The organism is Streptomyces sp. NBC_00670 (assembly GCF_036226765.1).
GTDB lineage: Bacteria > Actinomycetota > Actinomycetes > Streptomycetales > Streptomycetaceae > Streptomyces.
The window spans coordinates 4,722,889-4,743,658 of the sequence record NZ_CP109017.1; the positions used below are offsets into that span (position 1 = coordinate 4,722,889).

Annotated in this window: 17 protein-coding genes; 9 read left to right on the forward strand and 8 right to left on the reverse strand. The window is 71.8% G+C overall.

The window, feature by feature from the left end; genetic code table 11:
* The first annotated feature begins 128 nt into the window (after positions 1 to 128).
* Complete coding sequence (locus OIE12_RS21100) at positions 129 to 2,369, forward strand: DEAD/DEAH box helicase (protein ID WP_329137592.1); 2,241 nt, start codon at positions 129 to 131, stop codon at positions 2,367 to 2,369.
* Positions 2,370 to 2,459: 90 nt separating this feature from the next.
* Here OIE12_RS21100 and OIE12_RS21105 read toward each other — a convergent pair whose 3' ends face one another.
* Both OIE12_RS21105 and OIE12_RS21110 read right to left on the reverse strand, forming a co-directional pair.
* The gene (locus tag OIE12_RS21105; RefSeq protein ID WP_329142110.1) at positions 2,460 to 3,812 is read right to left on the reverse strand and encodes a phosphatase PAP2 family protein; all 1,353 of its coding nucleotides are present in this window, start codon (positions 3,810 to 3,812) and stop codon (positions 2,460 to 2,462) included.
* Between the two features lie 171 nt (positions 3,813 to 3,983).
* A complete protein-coding gene (locus OIE12_RS21110) occupies positions 3,984 to 4,886 on the reverse strand; it encodes an ACP S-malonyltransferase (RefSeq protein ID WP_329137594.1) in 903 nt (300 codons plus the stop codon).
* Positions 4,887 to 5,755: 869 nt separating this feature from the next.
* Between OIE12_RS21110 and OIE12_RS21115 the strand changes: the two genes are divergently transcribed.
* From OIE12_RS21115 to OIE12_RS21135, 5 genes are all read left to right on the forward strand, one after another.
* Positions 5,756 to 6,508 carry a GntR family transcriptional regulator gene (locus tag OIE12_RS21115; protein WP_329137596.1) on the forward strand — a complete coding sequence of 251 codons (753 nt, stop codon included), beginning with the start codon at positions 5,756 to 5,758 and terminating at the stop codon, positions 6,506 to 6,508.
* Between the two features lie 535 nt (positions 6,509 to 7,043).
* Positions 7,044 to 7,244 (forward strand): SPOR domain-containing protein, encoded by a 201-nt coding sequence (locus OIE12_RS21120; RefSeq protein ID WP_329137598.1) that lies wholly within the window; start codon positions 7,044 to 7,046, stop codon positions 7,242 to 7,244.
* A gap of 73 nt (positions 7,245 to 7,317) precedes the next feature.
* Positions 7,318 to 7,770 (forward strand): (deoxy)nucleoside triphosphate pyrophosphohydrolase, encoded by a 453-nt coding sequence (locus tag OIE12_RS21125; protein WP_329137600.1) that lies wholly within the window; start codon positions 7,318 to 7,320, stop codon positions 7,768 to 7,770.
* 212 nt (positions 7,771 to 7,982) lie between these two features.
* Positions 7,983 to 8,462: an ATP-binding protein gene (locus tag OIE12_RS21130; RefSeq protein WP_329137603.1), complete on the forward strand. Its 480-nt coding sequence runs from the start codon at positions 7,983 to 7,985 to the stop codon at positions 8,460 to 8,462.
* Positions 8,463 to 8,748: 286 nt separating this feature from the next.
* Complete coding sequence (locus OIE12_RS21135) at positions 8,749 to 11,670, forward strand: SpoIIE family protein phosphatase (protein ID WP_443053878.1); 2,922 nt, start codon at positions 8,749 to 8,751, stop codon at positions 11,668 to 11,670.
* Between the two features lie 18 nt (positions 11,671 to 11,688).
* Here OIE12_RS21135 and OIE12_RS21140 read toward each other — a convergent pair whose 3' ends face one another.
* Both OIE12_RS21140 and OIE12_RS21145 read right to left on the reverse strand, forming a co-directional pair.
* A complete protein-coding gene (locus OIE12_RS21140; RefSeq protein ID WP_329137607.1) occupies positions 11,689 to 12,510 on the reverse strand; it encodes a hypothetical protein in 822 nt (273 codons plus the stop codon).
* A gap of 105 nt (positions 12,511 to 12,615) precedes the next feature.
* Positions 12,616 to 13,134: a MarR family winged helix-turn-helix transcriptional regulator gene (locus OIE12_RS21145; protein ID WP_329137609.1), complete on the reverse strand. Its 519-nt coding sequence runs from the start codon at positions 13,132 to 13,134 to the stop codon at positions 12,616 to 12,618.
* Between the two features lie 143 nt (positions 13,135 to 13,277).
* On the opposite strand from OIE12_RS21145, the gene OIE12_RS21150 reads away from it, so the two are divergent.
* Positions 13,278 to 13,841 carry an NADPH-dependent FMN reductase gene (locus OIE12_RS21150; protein ID WP_329137611.1) on the forward strand — a complete coding sequence of 188 codons (564 nt, stop codon included), beginning with the start codon at positions 13,278 to 13,280 and terminating at the stop codon, positions 13,839 to 13,841.
* Positions 13,842 to 13,868: 27 nt separating this feature from the next.
* Here the strand turns inward: OIE12_RS21150 and OIE12_RS21155 are convergent, their stop codons facing one another.
* Together OIE12_RS21155 and OIE12_RS21160 are read right to left on the reverse strand one after the other, a co-directional pair.
* Positions 13,869 to 14,075 carry a DUF397 domain-containing protein gene (locus OIE12_RS21155; RefSeq protein ID WP_329137613.1) on the reverse strand — a complete coding sequence of 69 codons (207 nt, stop codon included), beginning with the start codon at positions 14,073 to 14,075 and terminating at the stop codon, positions 13,869 to 13,871.
* Positions 14,076 to 14,084: 9 nt separating this feature from the next.
* On the reverse strand, positions 14,085 to 14,936 hold the full coding sequence (locus OIE12_RS21160; RefSeq protein WP_329137615.1) for a helix-turn-helix domain-containing protein: 852 nt from the start codon (positions 14,934 to 14,936) through the stop codon (positions 14,085 to 14,087).
* 218 nt (positions 14,937 to 15,154) lie between these two features.
* Here OIE12_RS21160 and OIE12_RS21165 point away from each other — a divergent pair, with 218 nt between their 5' ends.
* A complete protein-coding gene (locus OIE12_RS21165) occupies positions 15,155 to 15,583 on the forward strand; it encodes an ATP-binding protein (RefSeq protein ID WP_329137619.1) in 429 nt (142 codons plus the stop codon).
* 7 nt (positions 15,584 to 15,590) lie between these two features.
* Here the strand turns inward: OIE12_RS21165 and OIE12_RS21170 are convergent, their stop codons facing one another.
* Both OIE12_RS21170 and OIE12_RS21175 read right to left on the reverse strand, forming a co-directional pair.
* Positions 15,591 to 16,457: an immunity 49 family protein gene (locus OIE12_RS21170; protein ID WP_329137621.1), complete on the reverse strand. Its 867-nt coding sequence runs from the start codon at positions 16,455 to 16,457 to the stop codon at positions 15,591 to 15,593.
* Positions 16,458 to 16,471: 14 nt separating this feature from the next.
* Complete coding sequence (locus OIE12_RS21175) at positions 16,472 to 19,372, reverse strand: hypothetical protein (protein WP_329137622.1); 2,901 nt, start codon at positions 19,370 to 19,372, stop codon at positions 16,472 to 16,474.
* Positions 19,373 to 19,643: 271 nt separating this feature from the next.
* Between OIE12_RS21175 and OIE12_RS21180 the strand changes: the two genes are divergently transcribed.
* Positions 19,644 to 20,765: a hypothetical protein gene (locus OIE12_RS21180; protein ID WP_329137625.1), complete on the forward strand. Its 1,122-nt coding sequence runs from the start codon at positions 19,644 to 19,646 to the stop codon at positions 20,763 to 20,765.
* Positions 20,766 to 20,770: the final 5 nt, after the last annotated feature.

Here is a 20,770-nt window from a genome sequence, read left to right on the forward strand (position 1 = left end):
GTTCCCCCGGCCCGGCGCGTGACGGGCGCGACGAGCCCGGCCTCGCCCGTGCGCCTCGGCATACGACCGCACCCGCCCCGACACGCATGGTGGCAGGATGCGGGGGACGGCGAGGGAGGGCGGGAAGCGTGGGGCGGGGTGAGCGGGAGGCGGTCGCGCGCGGACTGCGGCTGTACGAGGCGGCGCGTGGTGTCGCCGGCGACCACGGGCGGGCCGTCGAGGCGGTGCGGGCGGCGCTGCGGCCGCTGCACGACGAGGTCGTCGCCCGGGAACTCGACGCCCTCCCCGTCGCCCGGCTGCAGGACGTCACCGAGGGCCGGCTGCGTCTCGGCACCGTCGAGAAGAGCGGCCTCGGCACGGTGGGCCGGGTACTGGAGGCGGGACCGTACCGGCTGCGCCAGGTCCCCGGCGTCGGACAGCGCACCGTCACTCAGATCCTCGCGGCCGCCGCCCGGCTCGCCGAGGCCGTGCACGAGACCGTGGCGGTCCACATCGACGTGGACCGGCCCGAACCCCGCACCACCGCGCTCGTCATGGCCCTGCACGTCCTGGTGGAGGCCGGACCCGACGGGCGGCGCGCGGTCGACCGGGCCACCGCGCTGGCGGAGCGGCTCGGTCCGCTGCTGGCCGCGGCCCGGCCCGCGACCGGGGCCCTGCGGGGGCTGCTGGCGGGTGCGGAGAAGCGGGCGCGCGCCTGGGCCGCCGTCGACGAGCTGCGGTCGCTGGCCGACGAGGCGGACCGGAACGGGCTGCACGAGTCGTTCGCCCAGGCCTCGGTGGACCTGCTCCGGCCGCCGGACGAACTCGCCGCCTGGGCCGGCTTCGAGCTCCGCTCCGCCGAGTACTACAGCCTGCTCGCCGAGATCTCCGGGCGGGCGCCCGACACCGCCGCCGCCGAGGGCTTCCTGCCCGAGGAGGTCGCCGAACGGGTGCGCGGCGTACGCCTGGACGACTCGCTGCGCCGGGTCTCGCTCCGCGGCTACCAGGCCTTCGGCGCCCGGTTCGCCCTCGCGCAGCGCAAGGTGATACTCGGCGACGAGATGGGCCTCGGCAAGACCATCCAGGCCATCGCGGTACTGGCCCACCTGGCCGCCGAGGGGCGGGAGGCCGCCGGGGAGCGGCAGGCCGCCGGAGGGCGGGAACGCTTCCTCGTCGTCTGTCCGGCCGGCGTCCTCGTCAACTGGACGCGCGAGATCGAGGCCCGCAGCGCCCTGCGCGTCACCGTGCTCCACGGCCCCGACCGGCAGGACGCGTTCGCCGACTGGAAGGAGCGGGGCGGCGTCGGCGTCACCACGTTCGACGCGCTGCGCGGCTTCCCGGCGCCGGAGGCGGACGAGGTGGCGGCCCTCGTCGTCGACGAGGCGCACTCCGTGAAGAACCCGGAGGCCAAGAGGTCCAAGGCGGTCGCACTGTGGGCCGAACGCTGCCCGCGCGCCCTCTTCATGACCGGCACCCCGATGGAGAACCGGGTCGCGGAGTTCCGCAACCTGGTGCGGATGCTCGACCCCGGCGTCGCCGACGCACTGGACGGGGACGACGGACGGGGCGGGCAGGCGGCGCTGGGCGGGTCGGCCGTGCTGGTCGGTTCGGTCGCCTTCCGCAAGGCCGTCGCCCCCGTCTATCTGCGGCGCAACCAGGACGACGTCCTGACGGAACTGCCCAGCCTGCAGCAGACCGACGAGTGGGAGGAGCTCAGCGCCTCCGACGAGGAGGCGTACGGCGAGGCCGTGCGCGCCGGGAACTTCATGGCGATGCGCCGGGCCGCGTACGCGCGCCCCGAGAAGTCGGCCAAGCTGGAGCGGCTGCGGGAGATCGTCGAGGAGGCCGGGCAGAACGGCCAGCGGACGGTGGTCTTCTCCTACTTCAGGGACGTCCTGGACGTGGTACGGCAGACGCTCGCCTCCGGCGCCGCCCCGGTGTTCGGCCCGCTGATTGGGGACGTCCCGGCCGCGCGGCGCCAGCGGATCGTCGACGACTTCGCCGCGACCCCCGGGCCGGCCGTGCTGCTGGCGCAGATCCAGGCGGCGGGCGTCGGCCTCAACATGCAGGCCGCCTCCGTCGTCGTCCTGTGCGAACCGCAGATCAAGCCGACCCTGGAGCACCAGGCGGTGGCCCGGGCGCACCGTATGGGCCAGGTCCGGCCGGTCGGCGTGCACCGGCTGCTGGCCACCGGGGGAGTGGACGAGCGCCTGGTGCGGATGCTGGAGCGCAAGACCCGACTGTTCGACGCCTACGCCCGCCGCAGCGCGGTGGCCGAGGCGACGCCGGACGCGATCGACGTGTCCGACACGGAGCTGGCCCGGCGGATCGTCGAGGAGGAGCAGGCCCGCCTCGGCATGACCGACGCGAGCCCCACGGCGTCGGGATGAGCGGCGACGCGGGCGCCCGCGCGGGGATGAGCGCCGATGCGGGCCTGCGCGTCGGGATGAGCGGCGACGCGGGCGCCCCTCGCTCCGCCGCTACGCGAGTTCGGTCTGCGGTTCGCCGGGGCGCGGGCCCGGGAGCTTCGGCTCCGGGCTCCGGGAATCCGCGGCGGGCGCCGTCGCGGCGGGCGGCCCCTCCTTCCACCGCCTGGTGGTCCGCACGTAGTGGTGCACGACCGAGGCCATCGCGAGGAGCAGCAGCGGACCGAACAGCCAGGGGAGCCGCGCCAGTTCCGTCGGGAGATAGCGGTACGCCGTCAGCAGCGCCGCGAACACCACCGTCCCGTGGACGAGGAGCAGGGTGGCCGAGCGGTCCCAGCCGTGGCCGAGCGCCCGCATCCCCGCCTCGACCGTGAGCGCGAAGACGACCCCGGCGACGAGGTCCGCGCCGTAGTGGTAGCCGAAGCCCAGCGTCGCCGTGAGGGTGGCGACCAGCCAGAACGTGCCCGCGTACCGCATGAGGCGGGAGCCCTCGCGGGAGTGGATGAAGAGCGTGGTCGCCCACGCGGTGTGCAGGCTGGGCATGCAGTTGCGCGGGGTGATGGCGTCGAACGGGATGGGATGCGGCGAGCCGAGCGGCGGCGCGGTGTGCGGCCACAGCTGGGCCGCCGCCCACGACCCGCCGTCGGCACCGTAGGCGAAGACCGGCCCGACGACCGGGAAGATCATGTACACGGCCGGTCCGAGCAGGCCGATGACCAGGAACGTGCGCACCAGATGATGGCGCGGGAACCGGCGTTCGACCGCCACGTTCCGCAGCTGGTACAGCGCGACCAGGGCCGCGGCGAGCGGGAGCTGGCCGTAGACGAGGTGCAGGAGGTGCTCGCCGGCCGGTCCGCTCGCCTCGATGATCCGGCCCACCACCCACGAGGGGTTGCCCAGGGCGTGATCGGCGGTGGCGACGTACGGGTCGAGCACGGTCGGACGGGACTTGGAGGTGATGAGCAGCCAGGTGTCGCCCGTCTTGTGCCCGGACACCAGCAGCAGACCGAGCCCGGTCCCCTTCAGCAGCAGCGCGCGCTCCCGGCCGGTACGGCGGGTGAGACCGAGGACCGCGACGCCGAGCATCACCCACAGCGCGCCGTTGCCGAAGTTCATCTCCGCGCCGACCGCCCACCGCACCAGCAGGAAGACGACGTCGATGCCGACCGCGAGGCCCACCGCGACGAGCCGCTGCCGCCAGGTGAGCACCACCATGGTCAGCGCCAGACCGGCGTACAGCAGCGGTCCCGAGTGCGGCGCGAGGACCAGCTCGCGGGCCTGGTTGGTGAGCGGTCCCGGAAGGCCGTAGTGGCGTGCGGCGCACTCCAGCGCGACGAGGAACCCGAGGGTCCCCACCCCCGCCACGGTCCACAGCGTCACCCGCGGCCGACGGAGGACGGCCGACAGGGCGCCGTCGTTTCTTCGCCGGCCTATTCGTGTTGGTATGGAGTTCACGTGGTTGACCTGTTTATCCGAAGATGGCGGTGGGTGGGGATCTGGGACGTTTATTGCCGGTGATGCACCGGTTTGTGTGCAGAAGCCGGTCATTTGAGCTTGCTGTGAGTTCGAACATGCTACTTACCTTCGAAGAGTGGTGTCGTGGGGTGTCCGTTCCACGGCGGACGGGGGTCGGTCCGTGAGCGTCGGCCGGTCCGCGATGCGGGACAGGAACGCCGTCAGGGTGGAGCCGTTGACCTCCTCGAAGTGGTCGACGCCGGCCGCGCGCAGCGCCCGGACCGTGCGCACCCACTCCACCGGGTGGGAGAGCTGCCGGCTGAGCAGCCGTACCGCCTGCGCCGGGTCGAAGGGGGCGCCGGTGACGCTGGACATCACCGGGGTGTGGCCGGTGCGGAACCGGTACGTGCGCAGGTCCGCCGCGAACTCCCGGCCGGCCCCCGCCATCAGCGGTGTGTGGAAGGGACCGCCGGCCGCGATCGGCAGCACCCGGACGCCCGGGCGGCTCAGCGCCTTCGCCGCGAGGGCCAGCTGCGGCCGCTCGCCGGCCACCGTGACCCGGCGGTCGGTGTCGTGGTGGGCGACGTGCACCATGTGCAGCCCGGCGTCGCGCAGCGTCGCCTCGACGCGGTCCGCCGCCAGCCCGACGACGGCGACCATCGCGCCCCGCCGGACCCCGGCCATCAGCGCGGCGCGGCGCTCCACCAGCGCCAGACCCTCCATCAGGTCCAGTACGCCCGCGGCGACCAGCGCGTTGAACTCGCCGAGGCCGTGCCCGGCGACGTAGTCCCAGCCGCGGCCGTCGTGCGCGAGGTCCAGCCAGGACAGCGCGTTGACGAGGAAGACGGCCGGCTGCGCGTACCGGGTGTCGGCGAGCCGCTCGCCGGGGTCCTCGCGGCACAGCTCCACCACGGAGTGGCCGAGCAGTTCGCTCGCGGCCACCGTCTGCTGCGGGAACCGGGCGAACAGCCCTTCTCCCATGCCTTGGTGCGCTGCCCACTGGCCGGGGAAGACCAGACAGTGCATCTGTGGACGCTCCTTCACTTCAGGCGGGGGTCGCTCGTCGTCCCGAGGTGTGCGGTGCGCGGCCGGTGGCCTGCGTCCTCTCGGGCCGTCCTCGAAACTTTCCGGTCTCTTGGTGCCGCGCGGCCGGTGCCGGGCGGGGACGACCGCGCCCGCCGTGGCCGTGCGCATGAGGATCGCGGATGCTTTCGGCGACACGCGTCGGGGATTCCCGTCGCTGGGCGCGCTCCGACGGGCGGAGGGAACAATCGCCCAGGCGATCATTAACTCGTTCGCCTGGCGCTCCACATAATGTCAGCCCGGTCGACACCGGTCAATAAAAGTCAGACGATTCGATGTATCCGGTATTTCGGTGCAGGTCAGAGCGGCTAAGTGGGCGGTTGGGACCGTGGATTGACGCCACGAAAGGTTGCACGAACCTGTCGATCCCGGGCGGAAACGGGGACCTGAACAATGCTCAATTCCCCGCCCTTTACGATGCGCGTGATCTTGTCGAGTGGTTATTACTCGACGGTATCCGCGGGAAAGGGGGTGAGGTTTATCGAGCTGTGTCGAGCCGTGTCGAGCCGTGTCGATCTGGAGCGAGCCACGTCGAGGTGTTTCCGCGGGTGGGGCGTGGGTGAGGGCGCGCGCGGAGCAGTGGTCGCTGGGGCGTGCCGCACGGGCTGCCGAAAGTTTCGACAAGCCGGCAGGCGGGGCCGCGGTAACGGTTGGAGCGGTGTTGACGCTGCTTATAACGGGGAGAAAGTGCCTGGGTAAAGACCCTGTAAGGCATATGTCATCACTTCGAGTGATTCTCTGGCCTTTGCTTGCACAGTACAACTCGCGGTTGCCAGGCTGTTGCTGTCTGTACAACCTGAGGGGAGTGGCCAGTGACATTCGGTGAGCAGCCCGCGTATCTGCGCGTTGCGGGTGATCTCCGCAAGAAGATCGTCGACGGCTCGCTGCCACCGCACACCCGCCTCCCCTCCCAGGCCCGCATCCGTGAGGAGTACGGCGTCTCGGACACGGTCGCGCTCGAGGCGCGCAAGGTGCTCATGGCCGAGGGGCTGGTCGAGGGCCGCTCCGGGTCCGGTACGTACGTACGGGAGCGGCCGGTCCCGCGCCGTGTCGCCCGCTCCGGCTACCGCCCGGAGGGCGGGGCCACGCCCTTCCGCCAGGAGCAGGCCGACGGCGCCTCGCGCGGCACGTGGGAGTCGCGCAGCGAGCAGGCGGAGGCGAGCGCCGCGATCGCCGAGCGGCTGGACCTGCGGACCGGGGACCGGGTGATGCGGACGGCGTACGTGTTCCGGGAGGCGGGCGAGGCGATGATGCTCTCCACGTCCTGGGAACCGCTCGCGCTGACGGGGCGGACGCCGGTGATGCTGCCGGAGGAGGGGCCGCTCGGGGGGATGGGCGTCGTGGAGCGGATGGCCGCGATCGACGTCGTCGTGGACAACGTGACGGAGGAGGTGGGGGCGCGGCCGGGGCAGGCGGAGGAGTTGCTGGCGTTGGGTGGGGTGCCGGGGCATGTGGTGCTGGTGATTCAGCGGACGTTCTATGCGTCGGGGCGGCCGGTGGAGACGGCCGACCTGATCATTCCGGCGGACCGGTACCGGGCGTCTTACCACTTGGCGGTGAGGTAAGGGGGCCCAGCCCCTGTTCGGCGCGTTGTCGGCCGCCGGCCGGTGGGGGCCGTTCGCGCAGTTCCCCGTGCCCCTGAGAAGCGGGGGGCGCCCCACCGCTTTCAGAGGGCGCGGGGCTGTATCAATGTGCGGCTCCGCCGCGTGCGCGTGACAAGCCGCAACGCACCCGCACCCGCCGACACAGCGAACCCCCTCCCCGGAAGGCGCCCCGCCCGCAGGGCGAACCCTCCGCCCGCAGGGCGGACCCACTCGCCGGGAAGGCGCCCCCCGCCCGGAGGGCGACCGCCGTCCGCCGGGCGAGCCCGGGGGGCACAAGAAACCGGACGTTCTCGCGCGGAGCGCCCCCGCTCGCTTCGCGCTGCTGGGGGCGCACTCAACGGCGCATTCAGCCTCCCCCGTCCCCTCCGCCATGGCTTCGCCATGGCCAATTGGCACGGGTCCCGGCCTGCCTCTTTGTGAGAAACCGTATTCGCTGAGTAAAGGTAAGGCGTACGCTCGGGCATATGCGGAGTGCGGTTTCGTCGGGAGGGGCGGGATGAACGAGAGCACGGTGACGCTCCCCTGGCTCGTCGTGCGCCGGGACGACAACGGCAATCGCTACAGCGTCGGCCGCTATGCGACCCGGGCCGAGGCCCAGCGAATCGCGGACAGCCTCGACAGCCGCGGCCCCGAGCAGCAGCTCTACTGGGTCGAGTGCCTCGACGAACTCGACGAGGACGCCTCCGGCCGCCGGTAGTCGTCGATCCCGGCGGCGGCCGAACCCGGTAGCGGCCGGCCCCCGGCAGTCGCCCGCCCGTAGGCTCCCGCGCATGACCCCACCGATCGTCGTGGTCGCGGCCGCCCTCCTGGACGACGCCGGCCGCCTTCTCGCCGCCCGCCGCAGCGCGCCCCCCGAGCTCGCCGGCCGCTGGGAGCTCCCCGGCGGAAAGGTCGAACCGGGCGAGCACCCCGAGCACGCCCTCGTCCGCGAACTCCGCGAGGAACTCGGCGTCGACGCCGAACCGGTGGCGCGGGTGCCGGGAGAGTGGCCGCTGAAGCCCGGCTACGTCCTGCGCGTATGGACCACCCGCCTCCTGGCCGGCACCCCCGAGCCGCTGGAGGACCACGACCGGCTGCGCTGGCTCACCCCCGGTGAGATCTGGGACGTCGACTGGCTCGACCAGGACGTCCCGGCCGTACGCGCCGCATGCGCCGTACGGGAGGCGGACCCCACCCACTCCGCGCGGGGCGCGGTCAACACGGCGCCGATCCAGGGGGAGTGAGAGGTCGGGCGAACGGGGCGGAGGCCCGCGCCGGGCGCACCGAAGGGCGCGCGTGTGGGTGTGTATGGGCGCACGTGTCACCGGAGGCGCGTGGGGTTCGGGGGGCGCCAGGGACTGGCGCCCGGTACGCCGTTCGTGCCACAGTGCGCCCGCGTGCGCGGTACGGCCTCCCGGATATCGGGTATGTGCCCACTAACCCCACGAAACCGGACATGGGTGGGCTTCTGGCCTGGGAAGTGATCGGCGTGCTCGACACCGAAGGCGAATGCGCCGAGTGGACGTTCCCCGCGGACCCCGGCGCGGTGCGCAGCGCCCGGGGCGTCGTCCGGGGGCAGTTGCGCGCCTGGGGGCTCGACGATCTCGTCGACGTCACCGCGCTCCTCGTGAGCGAACTGGTCACCAACTCCCTGCGGCACGCCACGGGACCCATCGGCGTACGGCTCGTGCGGTCCTCCGGGGCGGCCCCCGGTCTGCTGGTCGAGGTCTCCGATCCGCTGCCCGACCTGCCGCGCGAGCGGACCGCGCGGCTCGACGAGGAGGGGGGCCGCGGGCTGTACCTGGTCGCCTCCTCCGCCCGGCGCTGGGGCACGCGCCCGGGCACCTCCGGCAAGACGGTCTGGTTCGAACTGGCGATCCCCGAAGGGCATTCCGGCGGACCGTCCGCCGGGCGCGCGGACGGCCTGACCGACTGAAACCGGCGGAGCAACCGGCTCGTACGCCGGCGCGCGTCCGTGGCGTGCGCCCGGGTGACGACCCCCACCGAGGGGCGTTGCGCCGGGGGGCGGCTCCGGGGCGCACGGGTCGCGGCCGATTCATGACGGTCGTCACGGAGGAACTGCGTGGTTCGACGGGGCGCCACCTGGTTAGAAGACTGGGAGTATGTCGCGGCCGGTCCAAAAACCATCGGGACCGTGCTGTGATCGTGAACACCGTGTTGTGCGGCGCCGTAGTGCTGGATACTGCGGGCAGCCGCCCCCGGTGACCGGTGCCGGACGCGGTGAGCTGGAGGGGACGGTTCGCGTGAGCGAGATACCAGCGAGGGCCACGGGCCCCGAGGGCCCGTCGGACGACGCGCGGGCGTGGGCGCGGGCCGCGGCCGACGCGTCCCGGCGCGCGTCCGCGGCTCCCGCCGAGGGCGCGACGAGCGGCCACGGAGACGCCGGGGACGCCCGCGCGTCCCGGGACGACCGGGACGCCCGCGCTTCCCGCAGCGACCGCGCCCCGCACAGCGAGCGCAGCGACCACGCCCCCCACGGCGAGCGCAACGCCCGCGCCCCGCACGGCGACCGCGACGCCCGCACTCCTCTGCGCTCCCAGGACGCCCCCGCCCCCCGGAGCCAGGACGCCCCCGCCCACCGGACCCAGGAAGAGCCGGGCGTTCCCACGGACCCCGGTCACTGGCAGAGCAACCCGCCCGGTTCCCTCTACGACTACATCAAGGTCGCCTCGTTCTCCGTCGGCCCCGACGGGCTCGTCGAGCAGTGGAGTCTGCGCGCCGAGCAGATCTTCGGCATCCCCGCCGAGCGGGCCATCGGCATGGACCCCATCGAGGCCTTCGTCGACCCCGATCTGCGCGAGCGCGGCCGCCGCAAGATGGCCGAAATCCTCGACGGCCGCGAGTGGACGGGACTGATCCCCTTCCGCGCCAAGGGCACCGCCCGCACGGCCGACGGCACCGAGGACACCGACGGCCTGGCCGAGGTCTATGTGATGCCCACCACGACGGAGGACGGCCGCCGGGCCGCCGTCTGCATCGTCGTGGACGTGCACACCCTGCGCAGCATCGAGACCGACCTCGCCGCCTCGCAGTCGATTTTCGGCCAATCCCCCTTCGGTTTCCTGCTGATCGACTCCGACCTGCGGGTCCGTCGCGCCAACAAGCGGTTCGCCTCCACGTTCGGCGGCACCCCCGAGGACCACCGCGGCCGTACCGTCCACGACTACCTGCTCACCCCGGAGGCCGACCGGGTGCGGGCGACGCTGCGCCGCGTGCTGGAGACCGGCGAGTCCATCACGGACATGCACATCACCGGCTTCGTCCCCGGCTCCGACCAGCGCAAGCACTGGTCCGTCAACCTCTACCGGGTGCACAGCGGCAGCGGCCGCCCCATCGGTGTCGCCTGGCTGGCCATCGACATCACCGCCCGCCGCGCCGCCGCCCGCGAGGCCGCCGCCGCCCGGCGCAACCTCGCCCTGCTGAACGAGGCCGGCGCCCGCATCGGCAACTCCCTCGACCTGGAGACCACCGCGCGCGAACTGCTCGACGTGGTGGTGCCCGGCTTCTGCGACCTCGCCGTCGTCGACCTCTACCAGGGGCTGCTCGCCGGCGACGAGACCCCGCCCGGGCACGCCGACGGCAGCGCCGAACTGCGCCGGGTCGCCTCCGCCAGCGCGGTCGCCGGCGCCCCGTTCACCGGCGGCCCGGCCCCGGTCGCCGTCGGCGGCGTCCACCACTACGCGTTCAACTCGCCCTGCGCCGACGCCCTGCGCACCGGCCGCCCCAAGAGCGTGCCCCCGCAGGAGGGCAGCCCGATACAGTCCACGCTCGCCGTGCCGATGGTCGCGCACGACACCGTCGTGGGGCTCGCCCAGTTCTCCCGTACGAAGGGCAGCGAGCCGTTCGGTGAACGCGACCGGGCGCTCGCCGTCGAACTCGCCGCACGCGCCGCGGTCTGCATCGACAACGCCCGCCTCTACCGCCGCGAGCACGAACGCGCCCTGATACTGCAGCGCTCGCTGCTGCCCCCAGGCGACCCGGAGGCCTCCGGCCTGGACATCGCCTGCCGCTATCTGCCGGGCAACGCGGCCACCGAGGTGGGCGGCGACTGGTTCGACGTCATCGAACTCCCCGGCCACCGCACCGCGTTGGTCGTCGGCGACGTCATGGGGCGCGGACTGCGCGCCGCCGTCGCGATGGGCGAACTCCGTACGGCCGTCCGCACGCTGGCCCAGCTCGACATCGAACCGGCCGAAGTGCTCAGCCAGTTGGACGAGATCGCCCGCGGCCTCGGCACCCCCAGCGGCGTCACGCAGGCCACCCGCACCGCGGCCCGCAAGCCGCGCGACGCCGACCTGTCCGAGGTCTACCTGGCGACATGCGTGTACGCCGTCTACGACTCGGTGACCCGGCGCTGCACCTTCGCCAACGCCGGCCACCTCCCGCCCGTCCTCGTCGAGCCCGGCGAGAGCGCGCTGATGCTCGACGTGCCGCCGGGCATGCCGCTCGGCGTGGGCGGCGAGCCGTTCGAGGAGGTGGAGGTCGAACTCCCCGAGGGCTCGCTCCTCGCCCTCTACACGGACGGCCTCGTCGAATCCCGCGACCACCCCCTCGACGAGGGCCTCCAGGCGTTCGTCGGCGCCCTCACGGACCCCTCGCAGCCGCTGGAGGACGTCTGCGACCACGTCCTGAGCACGCTCGACACACACCACGGCGAGGACGACATCGCCCTGCTGATGGCACGTGTCCAGGGCCTCCCGGCGGACTCCGTCGGCGACTGGACGCTGCCCCGCGAACCGCGCAGCGTCGGCCGCGCCCGCGAGTACGCCCGCGCCCAGCTCCTCTCCTGGGACCTGGAACCGCTGGTGGACACCGCGGAACTCCTCGTCAGCGAACTGGTCACCAACGCGCTGCGCTACGGCGAGGGCGAGATCCGCCTGCGCCTCCTCCTCGACCGCACGATGGTCTGCGAGGTCTGGGACGCCGGCCTGGTCCAGCCCCGCCGCCGCCGCGCCCGCGACACGGACGAGGGCGGCCGCGGCCTGCAACTGGTCGGCCTGCTCAGCGCCGCCTGGGGCTCCCGCCGCACCCCCCGCGGCAAGACGGTCTGGTTCGAACTCCCGCTCCCCGGCGCCGACACGACCCTCACGGACCCGGCGGAGGCGTTGCTGAGCCTCTTCTAGGCCCGTTCCACACCTGCCCTAGAAGGACAGCGGGGCGAGGGAGGCGCACAGGGAGGTCGGGAAGTCCGGCTCCCTGTGCTGCACGGCCGCGCAGCCCCCTGAGGTGGTGCGGAAGAACGGCTCCCAGCCCGACTTCTTCGCGCGGAAGAACCAGCGGTCGCCCAGCCGGGAGGAGCAGCCCGGCTCCGACGAGCCCGCGCAGGCGGGACCCGTGCGCCAGGAGAAGTCCAGCACCAGCCACCTGCCGTCGCAGTGCTCGGAGTCCCGGTAGGTGTGCGCGGGCGCGTCGACCGCCATCAGCGCCTGGTCGTAGGAGTCCGGGGTGCAGCCGGTGGCCGGGGGAGTGCAGCCGAGCTCGCCGCACAGGCGCAGGGCGGGCGGCTCGGCGCCGTCGCGCGTGAACCGGGTGTTGTAGCCGCTGAGGACGACGTCCCGGTTCCCGAGGGGCTCCGGCAGCCGGAGCCGGGCTGTGGCGGTGCGCTCCTTCGTGCACCCGGAGGAGCGGTCCCCGGACGGGGAGACGAAGGTGACCTGCACCCGTGCGAGGTCGTCCGTCATCGGCTCGGTGAGGACGGCCTTCAGATCCCGTACGCAGGCGTCGGCGCCGCTGGGCACCTGGGTGGCGAGGAGCAGCGTGCGGTCGCCGTCGTCGAGCCGGATTCCGGTGACGGCGGAGGGGGCCATCGTGGTCCACGGGATCGGTGCGGCGGTGGTCGGTGAGGCCGGTCCCGTGCTCCCGGCCACCCGGGTGCCGCACGCGGAGAGGAGGAGCGCGGCGAGAACGCCGAACAGGGCGGCCGCGGCCGTGGCCGCCCGTCGTCTTCCATCCGACCGTCGCACGAGCGCTCGATCCCCCCGCCGATACGTACGCGTTTTCGGCAGCCTATCCCTGTGGGACGGGCGCGGGGTTCGGTCCCGCTGAGCCCGGGTGGGAGGGGGCCGGGTTCAGTCCTGCCCGGGGCAGGCCCCTCCGGTCCGCTCCGCTGTGCCGCCGATGCGGGCGGTGACCTTCTCGGCGCACCGGCGCAGCGTCCGCAGCTCCTCCGGGTCGAGGGCGTCGACGAACAGGTCGCGCACCTTCGCCACATGCCCCGGTGCCGCTGCCACCAGGTGGTCGTGGCCGGCGGGGGTGAGGATGACGTGCGTGTACCGGCCGTCGCTCGGGTCGGGCTCGCGGCGCAGGATGCACCGCTTCTCGAGCCGGCTGACCAGGTGCGACAGCCGGGAGAGCTCCGCGTTGACGGAGGCCGCGAGCCCGCTCATGCGCATGCGGTGCCCGGGCTGCTCGGACAGCAGCGCCAGGACGTAGTACTCGAGGAAGCTGAGCCGGGAGTCGCGCTGGAGCTGGCATTCGAGCGCGGTGGGAAGCTGCTGGGCCAGCCCCATGAACGCACGCCACGCGGCGAGCTGGTCGGCGGTGAGCCAGCGGGGTTCGACCGCCTCGTCCTTCCCTGCAACAGGCATACGAACAGTTTAGGGTCTGGCATCCCGGAAGTCGCTTGAAGGTTCATGTGATCCTGGCTATGGTTTCGCATGAAGATTCAAGTCATGCCGTATGCCGTATCGAGAAGCATCGGGCGGCATCGAGCAGTACGGAGGAAGCACACATGAGCAATCTCAAGATCGCCGTCATCCTGGGCAGCACCCGTCCCGGCCGCAACGGGAAGGCCGTGGCGGACTGGGTCATGGCCAGGGCGAAGGAGCGCACGGAGGCCGAGTACGAGCTGATCGACCTCGCCGACCACCCGCTCCCGCACCTGGACGAGGCGGTCCCGGCCTCCCGGGGCGCCTACGCCGGCGAGCACACCAAGGCGTGGGCCGCGCTGATCGGGCGGTTCGACGGGTACGTCTTCATCACTCCCGAGTACAACCACTCCATCTCGGGTGTGCTGAAGAACGCGATCGACTACCTGTACGGCGAGTGGAACAACAAGGCCGCGGCCTTCGTCGCCTACGGCGGGCTCGGCGGTGCGCGGGCGATCGAGCACCTGCGGGGCATCGCGAGCGAGGTGCAGCTCGCGCACGTGCGCCAGCAGCTCTCCTTCTCCCTGCTCACGGACTTCGAGAACTACTCGGTCTTCACCCCCGCCGCGTACCACGACGGCGCGGCAGAGGTTATGTTCACGCAACTCGAGTCCTGGGCGGGCGCGCTGAAGACGGTGCGGGGCTGACGCGACAGGCGGCGCGCCTCACCTTCCTCACCCCCGGGCGAAGCCCCGGCCGGTGTCCTTGAGGGCGTCGACGAAGGCGCTGAAGGCCTGGGCGGGGAAGGTGAGGCGGGCGCGGGCGGGGGCCTTGGAGTCGCGGACGGCTATGCGGGCGGGGGAGTCCGCGACCTCCAGGCAGGCGTTGCCGTCGCCGCTGCCGGAGTAGGAGGACTTCTTCCAGTGGTCGTGCGTGGCCATCGGGATGCCTCACAGGTCCTTCGTCAGCAGGTGAATGAGGTCGCGCGAACGGTCGGGTTCGAGCGATACGGACTTCACTCTACGGAAAAGCGTTCGGAATACGCCGAGTTGTGCCTCGGAGTCGATGAAGAGCGAACCGTGCGGTCCGTCGCGCACCACGGTGTCCAGCTGCGGAACCGGCCCGCCCGCGTACACCATGGCCGCCGTGACGTCGGCGAAGTCGTCCAGTGCGAAGGGGATGACGCGCACGGTGACGTGGTCCGTTTCCGAGAGCTCCAGAATGCGGGCGAGCTGAACCCGTGAGGCGGCCCGGCCGCCGACCCTGATGCGCAATGCCGCTTCGTGGACCAGCACCTCGTACGGCACGGGTGACGGTCGCTCGATGATGGCGCGTCGCCGCATCCGGTGCTCCACCCGCAACTCGACCTCGTGCGGCGGTGGTTGTGGCACCCGGCAGGCGAAGAGCGCACGCGCGTAGTCCTCCGTTTGCAGGAGCCCCGGGACGTGCAGGAAGTCCACGTCCCACCGCTGGACCGCGTGATGCTCCAACTCCGACAGGTCCAGGAAGGACGTGGGCAGGCGCCCCCGGTACTCCTCCCACCAACCGCGTGTGCGGTCGGTCGCCATCTTCGCCAGGGCATCGACGAGCGGGTCGTCGGTGCACGCGTAATGGGCGGCGAGCCGCCGCAGTCTCTCCTCGCTCACTCCTGTGGTGCCGGCCTCGATCTGGCTGATCTGCACGGAGTTGACGCCCAGCATCGCCGCGGCCTCGCGGGAGCTGAGGCCTGCCGCGTCCCGGAGTCTGCGCAACTCGACCGCCAGACGCAGTTGCCGTGCTGTCGGCTCACGCCTGGTGCCCATCGACTGCTCCTCGTCCAACGTGCGCGGCAGCGCGACTCGTTCGGAGTCAGATTACGGGATGGGCTTGCCTCGGGTTAATTCTAATGTCTACCGTCGGTGATGCGGTGCACACTCATCGTGTTCCGGCGTGCCGGAAGCGCACCGCACCGTCCTGCCACGACGGCTGCGGCAGGCCACCGCCGCCCGACGACCCGCACCGCGCAGACAGGAGCCGACGCATGCCCGAAGCCGCTCTCCGTACAGGTCCCGAGCCCTGGGAGTACTGCCTGTACGTACCCAACGACCCCCGTGCCGTGACCGTCAGCCGTCGTACCCTCCGGCTGATCCTCACCATGCACGGTCTGATCCGCCTCGTGGACGTGGCCGAACTGCTCGCCGCCGAGCTGATCTCCAACGCCGTACGGCACACGAAGGGGCCCGCCGCGCTGCGACTGCGCTGGTCGGCGGGGGTGTTGCGGATCGGCGCGTGGGACGCCGACCCGGCGCCGCCCGAGCCGCCCGTGCCGTTGGAACGGATGGCGGAGCCGGCGGAGGACGGGCGCGGGCTGGCGCTGGTCATGGCCTGCGCCGACGTATGGGGCTGGCAGCCACTGTCGACGGAGGGCAACTGCGGGAAGGTCGTCTGGTGCGAGTTGGGCGCCGCGTAGGCCCGACTCACGTGTCGTACTCGCCCACCCAGGACCGCTTCAGGAGGGCCCTCGGGAGGTACTCGGACTCGACGTCGATCGGCATGTCGGCGTCGTATGCCATGCAGGCGAGGGCGAGCGGGGCCAGGGCGACGAGGCCCTCGGCGCTGCGGGAGCGGGCCTCGTTCGCCGTCCAGTACTCCTTGTGCCAGGTGAGCGCGTCGACCAGGGCCGCGTTGAACTGCTCCGGTTCGCGGCGCAGGTAGCGCTGGAAGAGGTCGAGGGGCGGGTACAGGATCTTCAGCATGAGCTCGGGGCCGGCGATCGGGGCGCGCTGCGGGTCCGTGCCGTCGACGGCGGTGACGAGGGTGTCCCAGACCGCCTGCCTGCCGAACCACAGGTGCTGGAGGGTCTCCACCCAGGGGTAGATGTACTCGTCGAACTCCGCGCCGGACTCGCGCAGGAAGGAGACCGGGACCTGGGCGAGCTGGTTGACCCGGTCGTTCTCCCGGCAGATCACCGCCAGATAGAAGGACGTCAGCCAGTTCCCGGCGTGGAGGTAGTCCGCCGGTCCGGTCGCGGGAAGCTGCTTGACCTCGCCCTTGCTGCCGATCCGGCACGCGACGGGGCCCTCCGCCGCCGTCCCGGCGGCGAACAGCGCGCTGCCGACCTGCGCCGCTGTGACCCACGCCTCCCAACTCGGGAACTCCGCGGCCCTGGGATCCGTCAGAGCCCGCCACTTGGCGACGGCGAGAGCACTCGGCAACGCGTCGTAGCGGTCGTCCTCGGAGGTTTCCATGTGGTCGAGGACGTCCTCGGCATTGCTGATGACCGGCGCCATGAGCTCGGCCGCGTTGTCGGTACGGAACTCGTGGCGGTCAATGCGGGTAACCACTTGCTCTCCTCGGATCAGATCTTCAAATGCTCGATGGTGGCACCGGCGTAGGAGTGGCCAGGGTTGTCGCTCGCCTTCACCAGAACGTACTGCAGCTTCCCATCCCTGAGAGCGGCACGCAGTTTCGCGGCGATCTCCGCGTCCTTACCGCCTCGGCTGGTCATCTCCGCGAGGATCGTGCGTATATAGGGCCTTGTTCCCTGCTTGACCCGCATGCCCTGGGCTCCGCCGTCGTGGGCGGTCGGGTCGGCCGGATCTGGGTCGGCCTTGCCCTGGCGCCAGTCCAGATCACCTGCGGGGGCCTTCTCCTCGACGATGAGGTAGTGGCCGTCCTCGTTGAGTTTGTACACGTCGTCGAACATGTTGGCCCCGTTGGGCGTCTGGGGCAGCTCCATGCGCTCCGCCCCCGCGAACTTCTCCGGGATGACGTGGTGCCTGGCCGCGGCCTCGCCGAGCCTCTCGGAGTGCTTGCTGTTGTTTGCGACACCTTCGAGGTGCTCGTCGTACGCGGCCCGGGCCTTCGCCAGCTCTTCCTCGTGCTTGACCGACGGCATCTCCTCGAATCTCCGCTCCGCGTTGAGCAGGTCGACCGAGAGCCTGCGGTTCCTCGCCGCTTCGTCGAGATGCGGAACACTGTGGTCGGGCGCCGTCTCCGGACCGAGGTGATCCGGATTGAACTTGACCTCCGTCGGCCCGTTCGGGAGGTCGTGCTTGGCGATCCATTCCCCGCTGGGCGTCTGGACGATCTGCGGCAGTTCCTGCCCGTCGACCAGGTCCTCGACGTTGTTGCGCTTGCCGGGGCCCCACTTGTCGTAGTGCTCCGCACGCCAGACCGGGTCCTCGTTGACCAGTCGTACGTGCTCACGCGTGATGGCGGCTCGCTCTTCCGCCGTCCGTTCGGCGGCCGGCTTGTCCCGGGCGGCCTCGTACTCGGCGCGGTGCTGAGCAGCCTCGTCGCCGTTGCGTGCCGCGTCGTCTCCGACGTTCCCCGCGTCGTCCAACCCGTTCCCGCCCGCCGGCGGTTCGCCGCCGTGGTGGGGGGTGGTGGTGTCGCCCGGGGTGTCGTGGTGGGGAGTCGTCGTGTCGCCCGGGCCGTCGTGGTGCGGGGTCGTGGCGTTGTCCGTGTGGCCCGGGGTGGACTGGGTGTCCGGGTGGTGGGTGCCCGGGGTGTCGTTGTGGCCGGTGTGGACCGGGTTGTCCAGTTCGTTGGTGGGGAGGTGGTCGGCCGTGCCGCCGGGGAGGTTGTCGCCGACCTTGCCGCCGGGGAAGTCGCCGCCGGCGTGGATCACCGGGGTGTGCGTGGCGTCGTCGCCGACGCGGCCGACGTCGCCCAGGTTGTCGTCCAGGCTGCTGCCGAGCTTGATGTGCTGGTGGCCGGCCTGTTCGGCCGTGTGGGTGCCGGCCCCGACCAGGGCCGGTTCCTTGACCGGGGTCGGGGTGTGCGGATTGTCCGCGCCGGACGTCGAGGGGCCGTGCTCGCCCAGGTCGTCCAGGTTGGGCTTGTCGACGACGTCCGTGGGGGCGTCGTCCGCCGCGTGGACGACGTTGCCCTGGTCGTCCAGGACGTTGCCGTGCGGGTCCAGGTACTGCGCCGGCGCGCCCGCCTCCGTCGGCAGCTTCGTCGTGCCCTCGGGCAACGCCACCGTGTGCTCGGGGAGCTGGAAGTTGCCGTCGGGCAGCTTGACCGCGCCCTCCGGGACCGCCGCCCCCTCGGGGAAGTGGAACGTGCCGTCGGGCAGCTTCAGTGCGCCCTCGGGAAGCGTGAACGCGTTGTCGGGCAGCTTGGGGATCTCGATGTTGCCGATGCCCTTGAGCGCCTTGCTGATGTCCCCGATCTTCGACAGGCCGGCGCCCGCGCCCTTCATGACGTACGTCATCGGGTCGATGACCTTGCCCGCCTTGCCGGCCACGGAGAGCGCCTTGGCAACCGCGCCCGCCTTGCCCGCACCCGAGGCAGCGGCTCCCGAGCCGCCGGTGAACACCGTGGTCAGGACGTTGAACGTGACCGCGCCGGCCGCCCGCGCGGGGTTCTTGCCCCACTCGTCCCACGCCACCAGCGCCTTGCCCGTCTCCTTCATCGCCGTCCGCGAATCACGCAGCCAGGAAGGGAGCTTGTCGTCGGGCAGGGTCCAGAAGAGGGTCGAGGCGCCGGGGATGGAGGAGATCACCAGACCCGTGGCCAGCTGCGCCAGGCCCTTCCACGCCTGGCCCATCGCCTCCCAGCCGCCGAAGCCGACCAGCGTGCCCAGGCCCTTGATCGTGCCCCACACCCCGTCCACGATCAGCCCGTCCCACACGAACGACTTGATCCAGTGGCCGACCTCCCACGCGTGGTGCTTCTCCTCCACCGGGTCGCCCCACGGCAGCTTCGCGTTCTTCAGGTCCTCCGCGTTGAACCCGTACTGGTCCTTGCGGTCCGAGCCGTCCCCCGCCACCATCTGCGTGCCGCCGAAGATCGCCGTGATCTTGTTGTGGCAGGTCCGCTCCGCCGCCCAGAACGCCGCGACCGTCGCCGTGATGTCGTCCCGGATCCCGTTGTGCTCGTCGACCTTGTCCTCGTCGTACTCCCAGTCGTCGTCGTCCTTCACGGAGTTGACGAAGGTTGTCGCCTTGGTCTTCAGCTCCACCAGCTTCGACACCAGCGGACGGATCTCGGTGGCATACGAGGACAGCGCCGACGACACCGTCTCCAGGTCCGTCGCGAAGTCCTCCGCACGGTCCTTCACCGGCTTCGTCGACGCGAAGAGCTGCTCCGCCTCCGGAGCCGTGTAGTACGCCGACAACCCCTGGAACTGGGAGTGCACATCACTACCGGTCGTGCGGACACTGCCCGCGTCCGTCTTCAACCCCTGATGCGCCAGTTCCAGTTGGAACAGGTCACCCGTGAACTGCGGTATCTGCTCGGGCTTGATCACGCGTTTTCACCCCCGTGTGTCCGTGGGTCTTCCCGTCGGACGAACTCGCGTCAAGTTCAGATCATCATACAAAGAGGTACTGACCCTGCCCCAGGGTTGTTACCGATGCGCCACAAATCTCCTCACCCGTAGGGGAGTTGGCCCGCGGCCCCGGTGGCCGACGTGTCCCGCCCCCGGTGAGCGCAACCGGGACAGCCCCTCCCGTCGTCCTCCCTCGCAACGCCGGCCACGAGAATCCCCTGGTCGGGACGATCGGGAGGGGACGGTTCGGGTGGGTCAGGCGGAGCAGACCGAGCAGGCGGAGCAGGCCGAGGAGCAGGCTGAGCAGACGGGGGGTGCGGCGCGCGGCAAGGCCCGCAGAAGACCCTGGGTCCGTTGGACCCGGCGCACGCTCATCGCCCTCGCGCTCCTCCTCGTTCTCCCGCTCCTCGCCATGCAGGCCACCCTCCGCTTCAACTACGCGGGCGACACCGCCGCCGGTACGTACACCCGTGACCGCGACGCACTCTGGCTCGGGCACGCCTGGGTGGACGGGCGGAAGACCGACGCCGACGTCACCGCGCTCGCCGGCCGGCTGAAGAAGACCGGCATCCGCGACCTGTACGTCCACACCGGGCCCCTGGAGCACGACGGCACCCTGCCCAAGTCGCTCTATCCGAAGGCCGGTTGGTTCCTGAAGGCCGTGCACCGCGAACTGCCGCACGTCCGGGTGCAGGCCTGGCTCGGGGACGTGCTCGCCACCGAGGGGCCGACCGGGATGCGGCTCACCGACGCCGCCACCCGCGACCACGTCGTCGCCTCCGCCCGCCAGATCCTCGACGCCGGCTTCCAGGGCGCCCACTTCGACCTGGAGCCCCTGCACTCCGGCGACCAGGACTACCTCCGCCTCCTCGACCGACTGCACCGCGTCACCGCGGACCACGACGCCCTGCTCTCCGTCGCCGCTCACCAGATCGACCCGCTCCCCGGCTTCCACTCCTTCTGGGGCACGGTCGCCGGACACCCCAAGTGGTGGTCGCAAAGCTACTTCGGGCAGGTCGCGCGCCGGGTCGACCAGATCGCCGTCATGTCGTACGACACCATGCAGCCGCTGGAGAGCACGTACGGCGGCTATGTCGCCGAGCAGACCTCGCTCGCCCTGGAGGCCACCCCGCCCGGCACCGACCTGCTGATGGGCCTGCCCTTCTACCACGAGAACCGGTTCGGTCACTGGGCGCACGCCGAGACCGTCCCGGGCGCCGTCCGCGGCGTCCGCCTCGGCCTGTCCCGCACCGACGCCGACCGCGCGAACTTCGGCGTCGCCCTGTACGTCGACTTCGCCGCGACGGAGGCGGACTGGACGGCGTACGGGGAGGACTGGGTGGACGGGGCCCACCGGGAAGCGGGTTCCTGACGGCC

Bases quoted from the DNA above. Each gene is read 5' to 3' on its own strand.
- OIE12_RS21110 (WP_329137594.1), bottom strand. From the start codon at position 4,886: ATGCACTGTCTGGTCTTCCCCGGCCAGTGGGCAGCGCACCAAGGCATG.
- OIE12_RS21160 (WP_329137615.1), bottom strand. From the start codon at position 14,936: ATGGGCACCAGGCGTGAGCCGACAGCACGGCAACTGCGTCTGGCGGTC.
- OIE12_RS21165 (WP_329137619.1), top strand. From the start codon at position 15,155: ATGCCCGAAGCCGCTCTCCGTACAGGTCCCGAGCCCTGGGAGTACTGC.
- OIE12_RS21130 (WP_329137603.1), top strand. From the start codon at position 7,983: ATGGGTGGGCTTCTGGCCTGGGAAGTGATCGGCGTGCTCGACACCGAA.
- OIE12_RS21120 (WP_329137598.1), top strand. From the start codon at position 7,044: ATGAACGAGAGCACGGTGACGCTCCCCTGGCTCGTCGTGCGCCGGGAC.
- OIE12_RS21155 (WP_329137613.1), bottom strand. From the start codon at position 14,075: ATGGCCACGCACGACCACTGGAAGAAGTCCTCCTACTCCGGCAGCGGC.
- OIE12_RS21125 (WP_329137600.1), top strand. From the start codon at position 7,318: ATGACCCCACCGATCGTCGTGGTCGCGGCCGCCCTCCTGGACGACGCC.
- OIE12_RS21145 (WP_329137609.1), bottom strand. From the start codon at position 13,134: ATGCCTGTTGCAGGGAAGGACGAGGCGGTCGAACCCCGCTGGCTCACC.
- OIE12_RS21150 (WP_329137611.1), top strand. From the start codon at position 13,278: ATGAGCAATCTCAAGATCGCCGTCATCCTGGGCAGCACCCGTCCCGGC.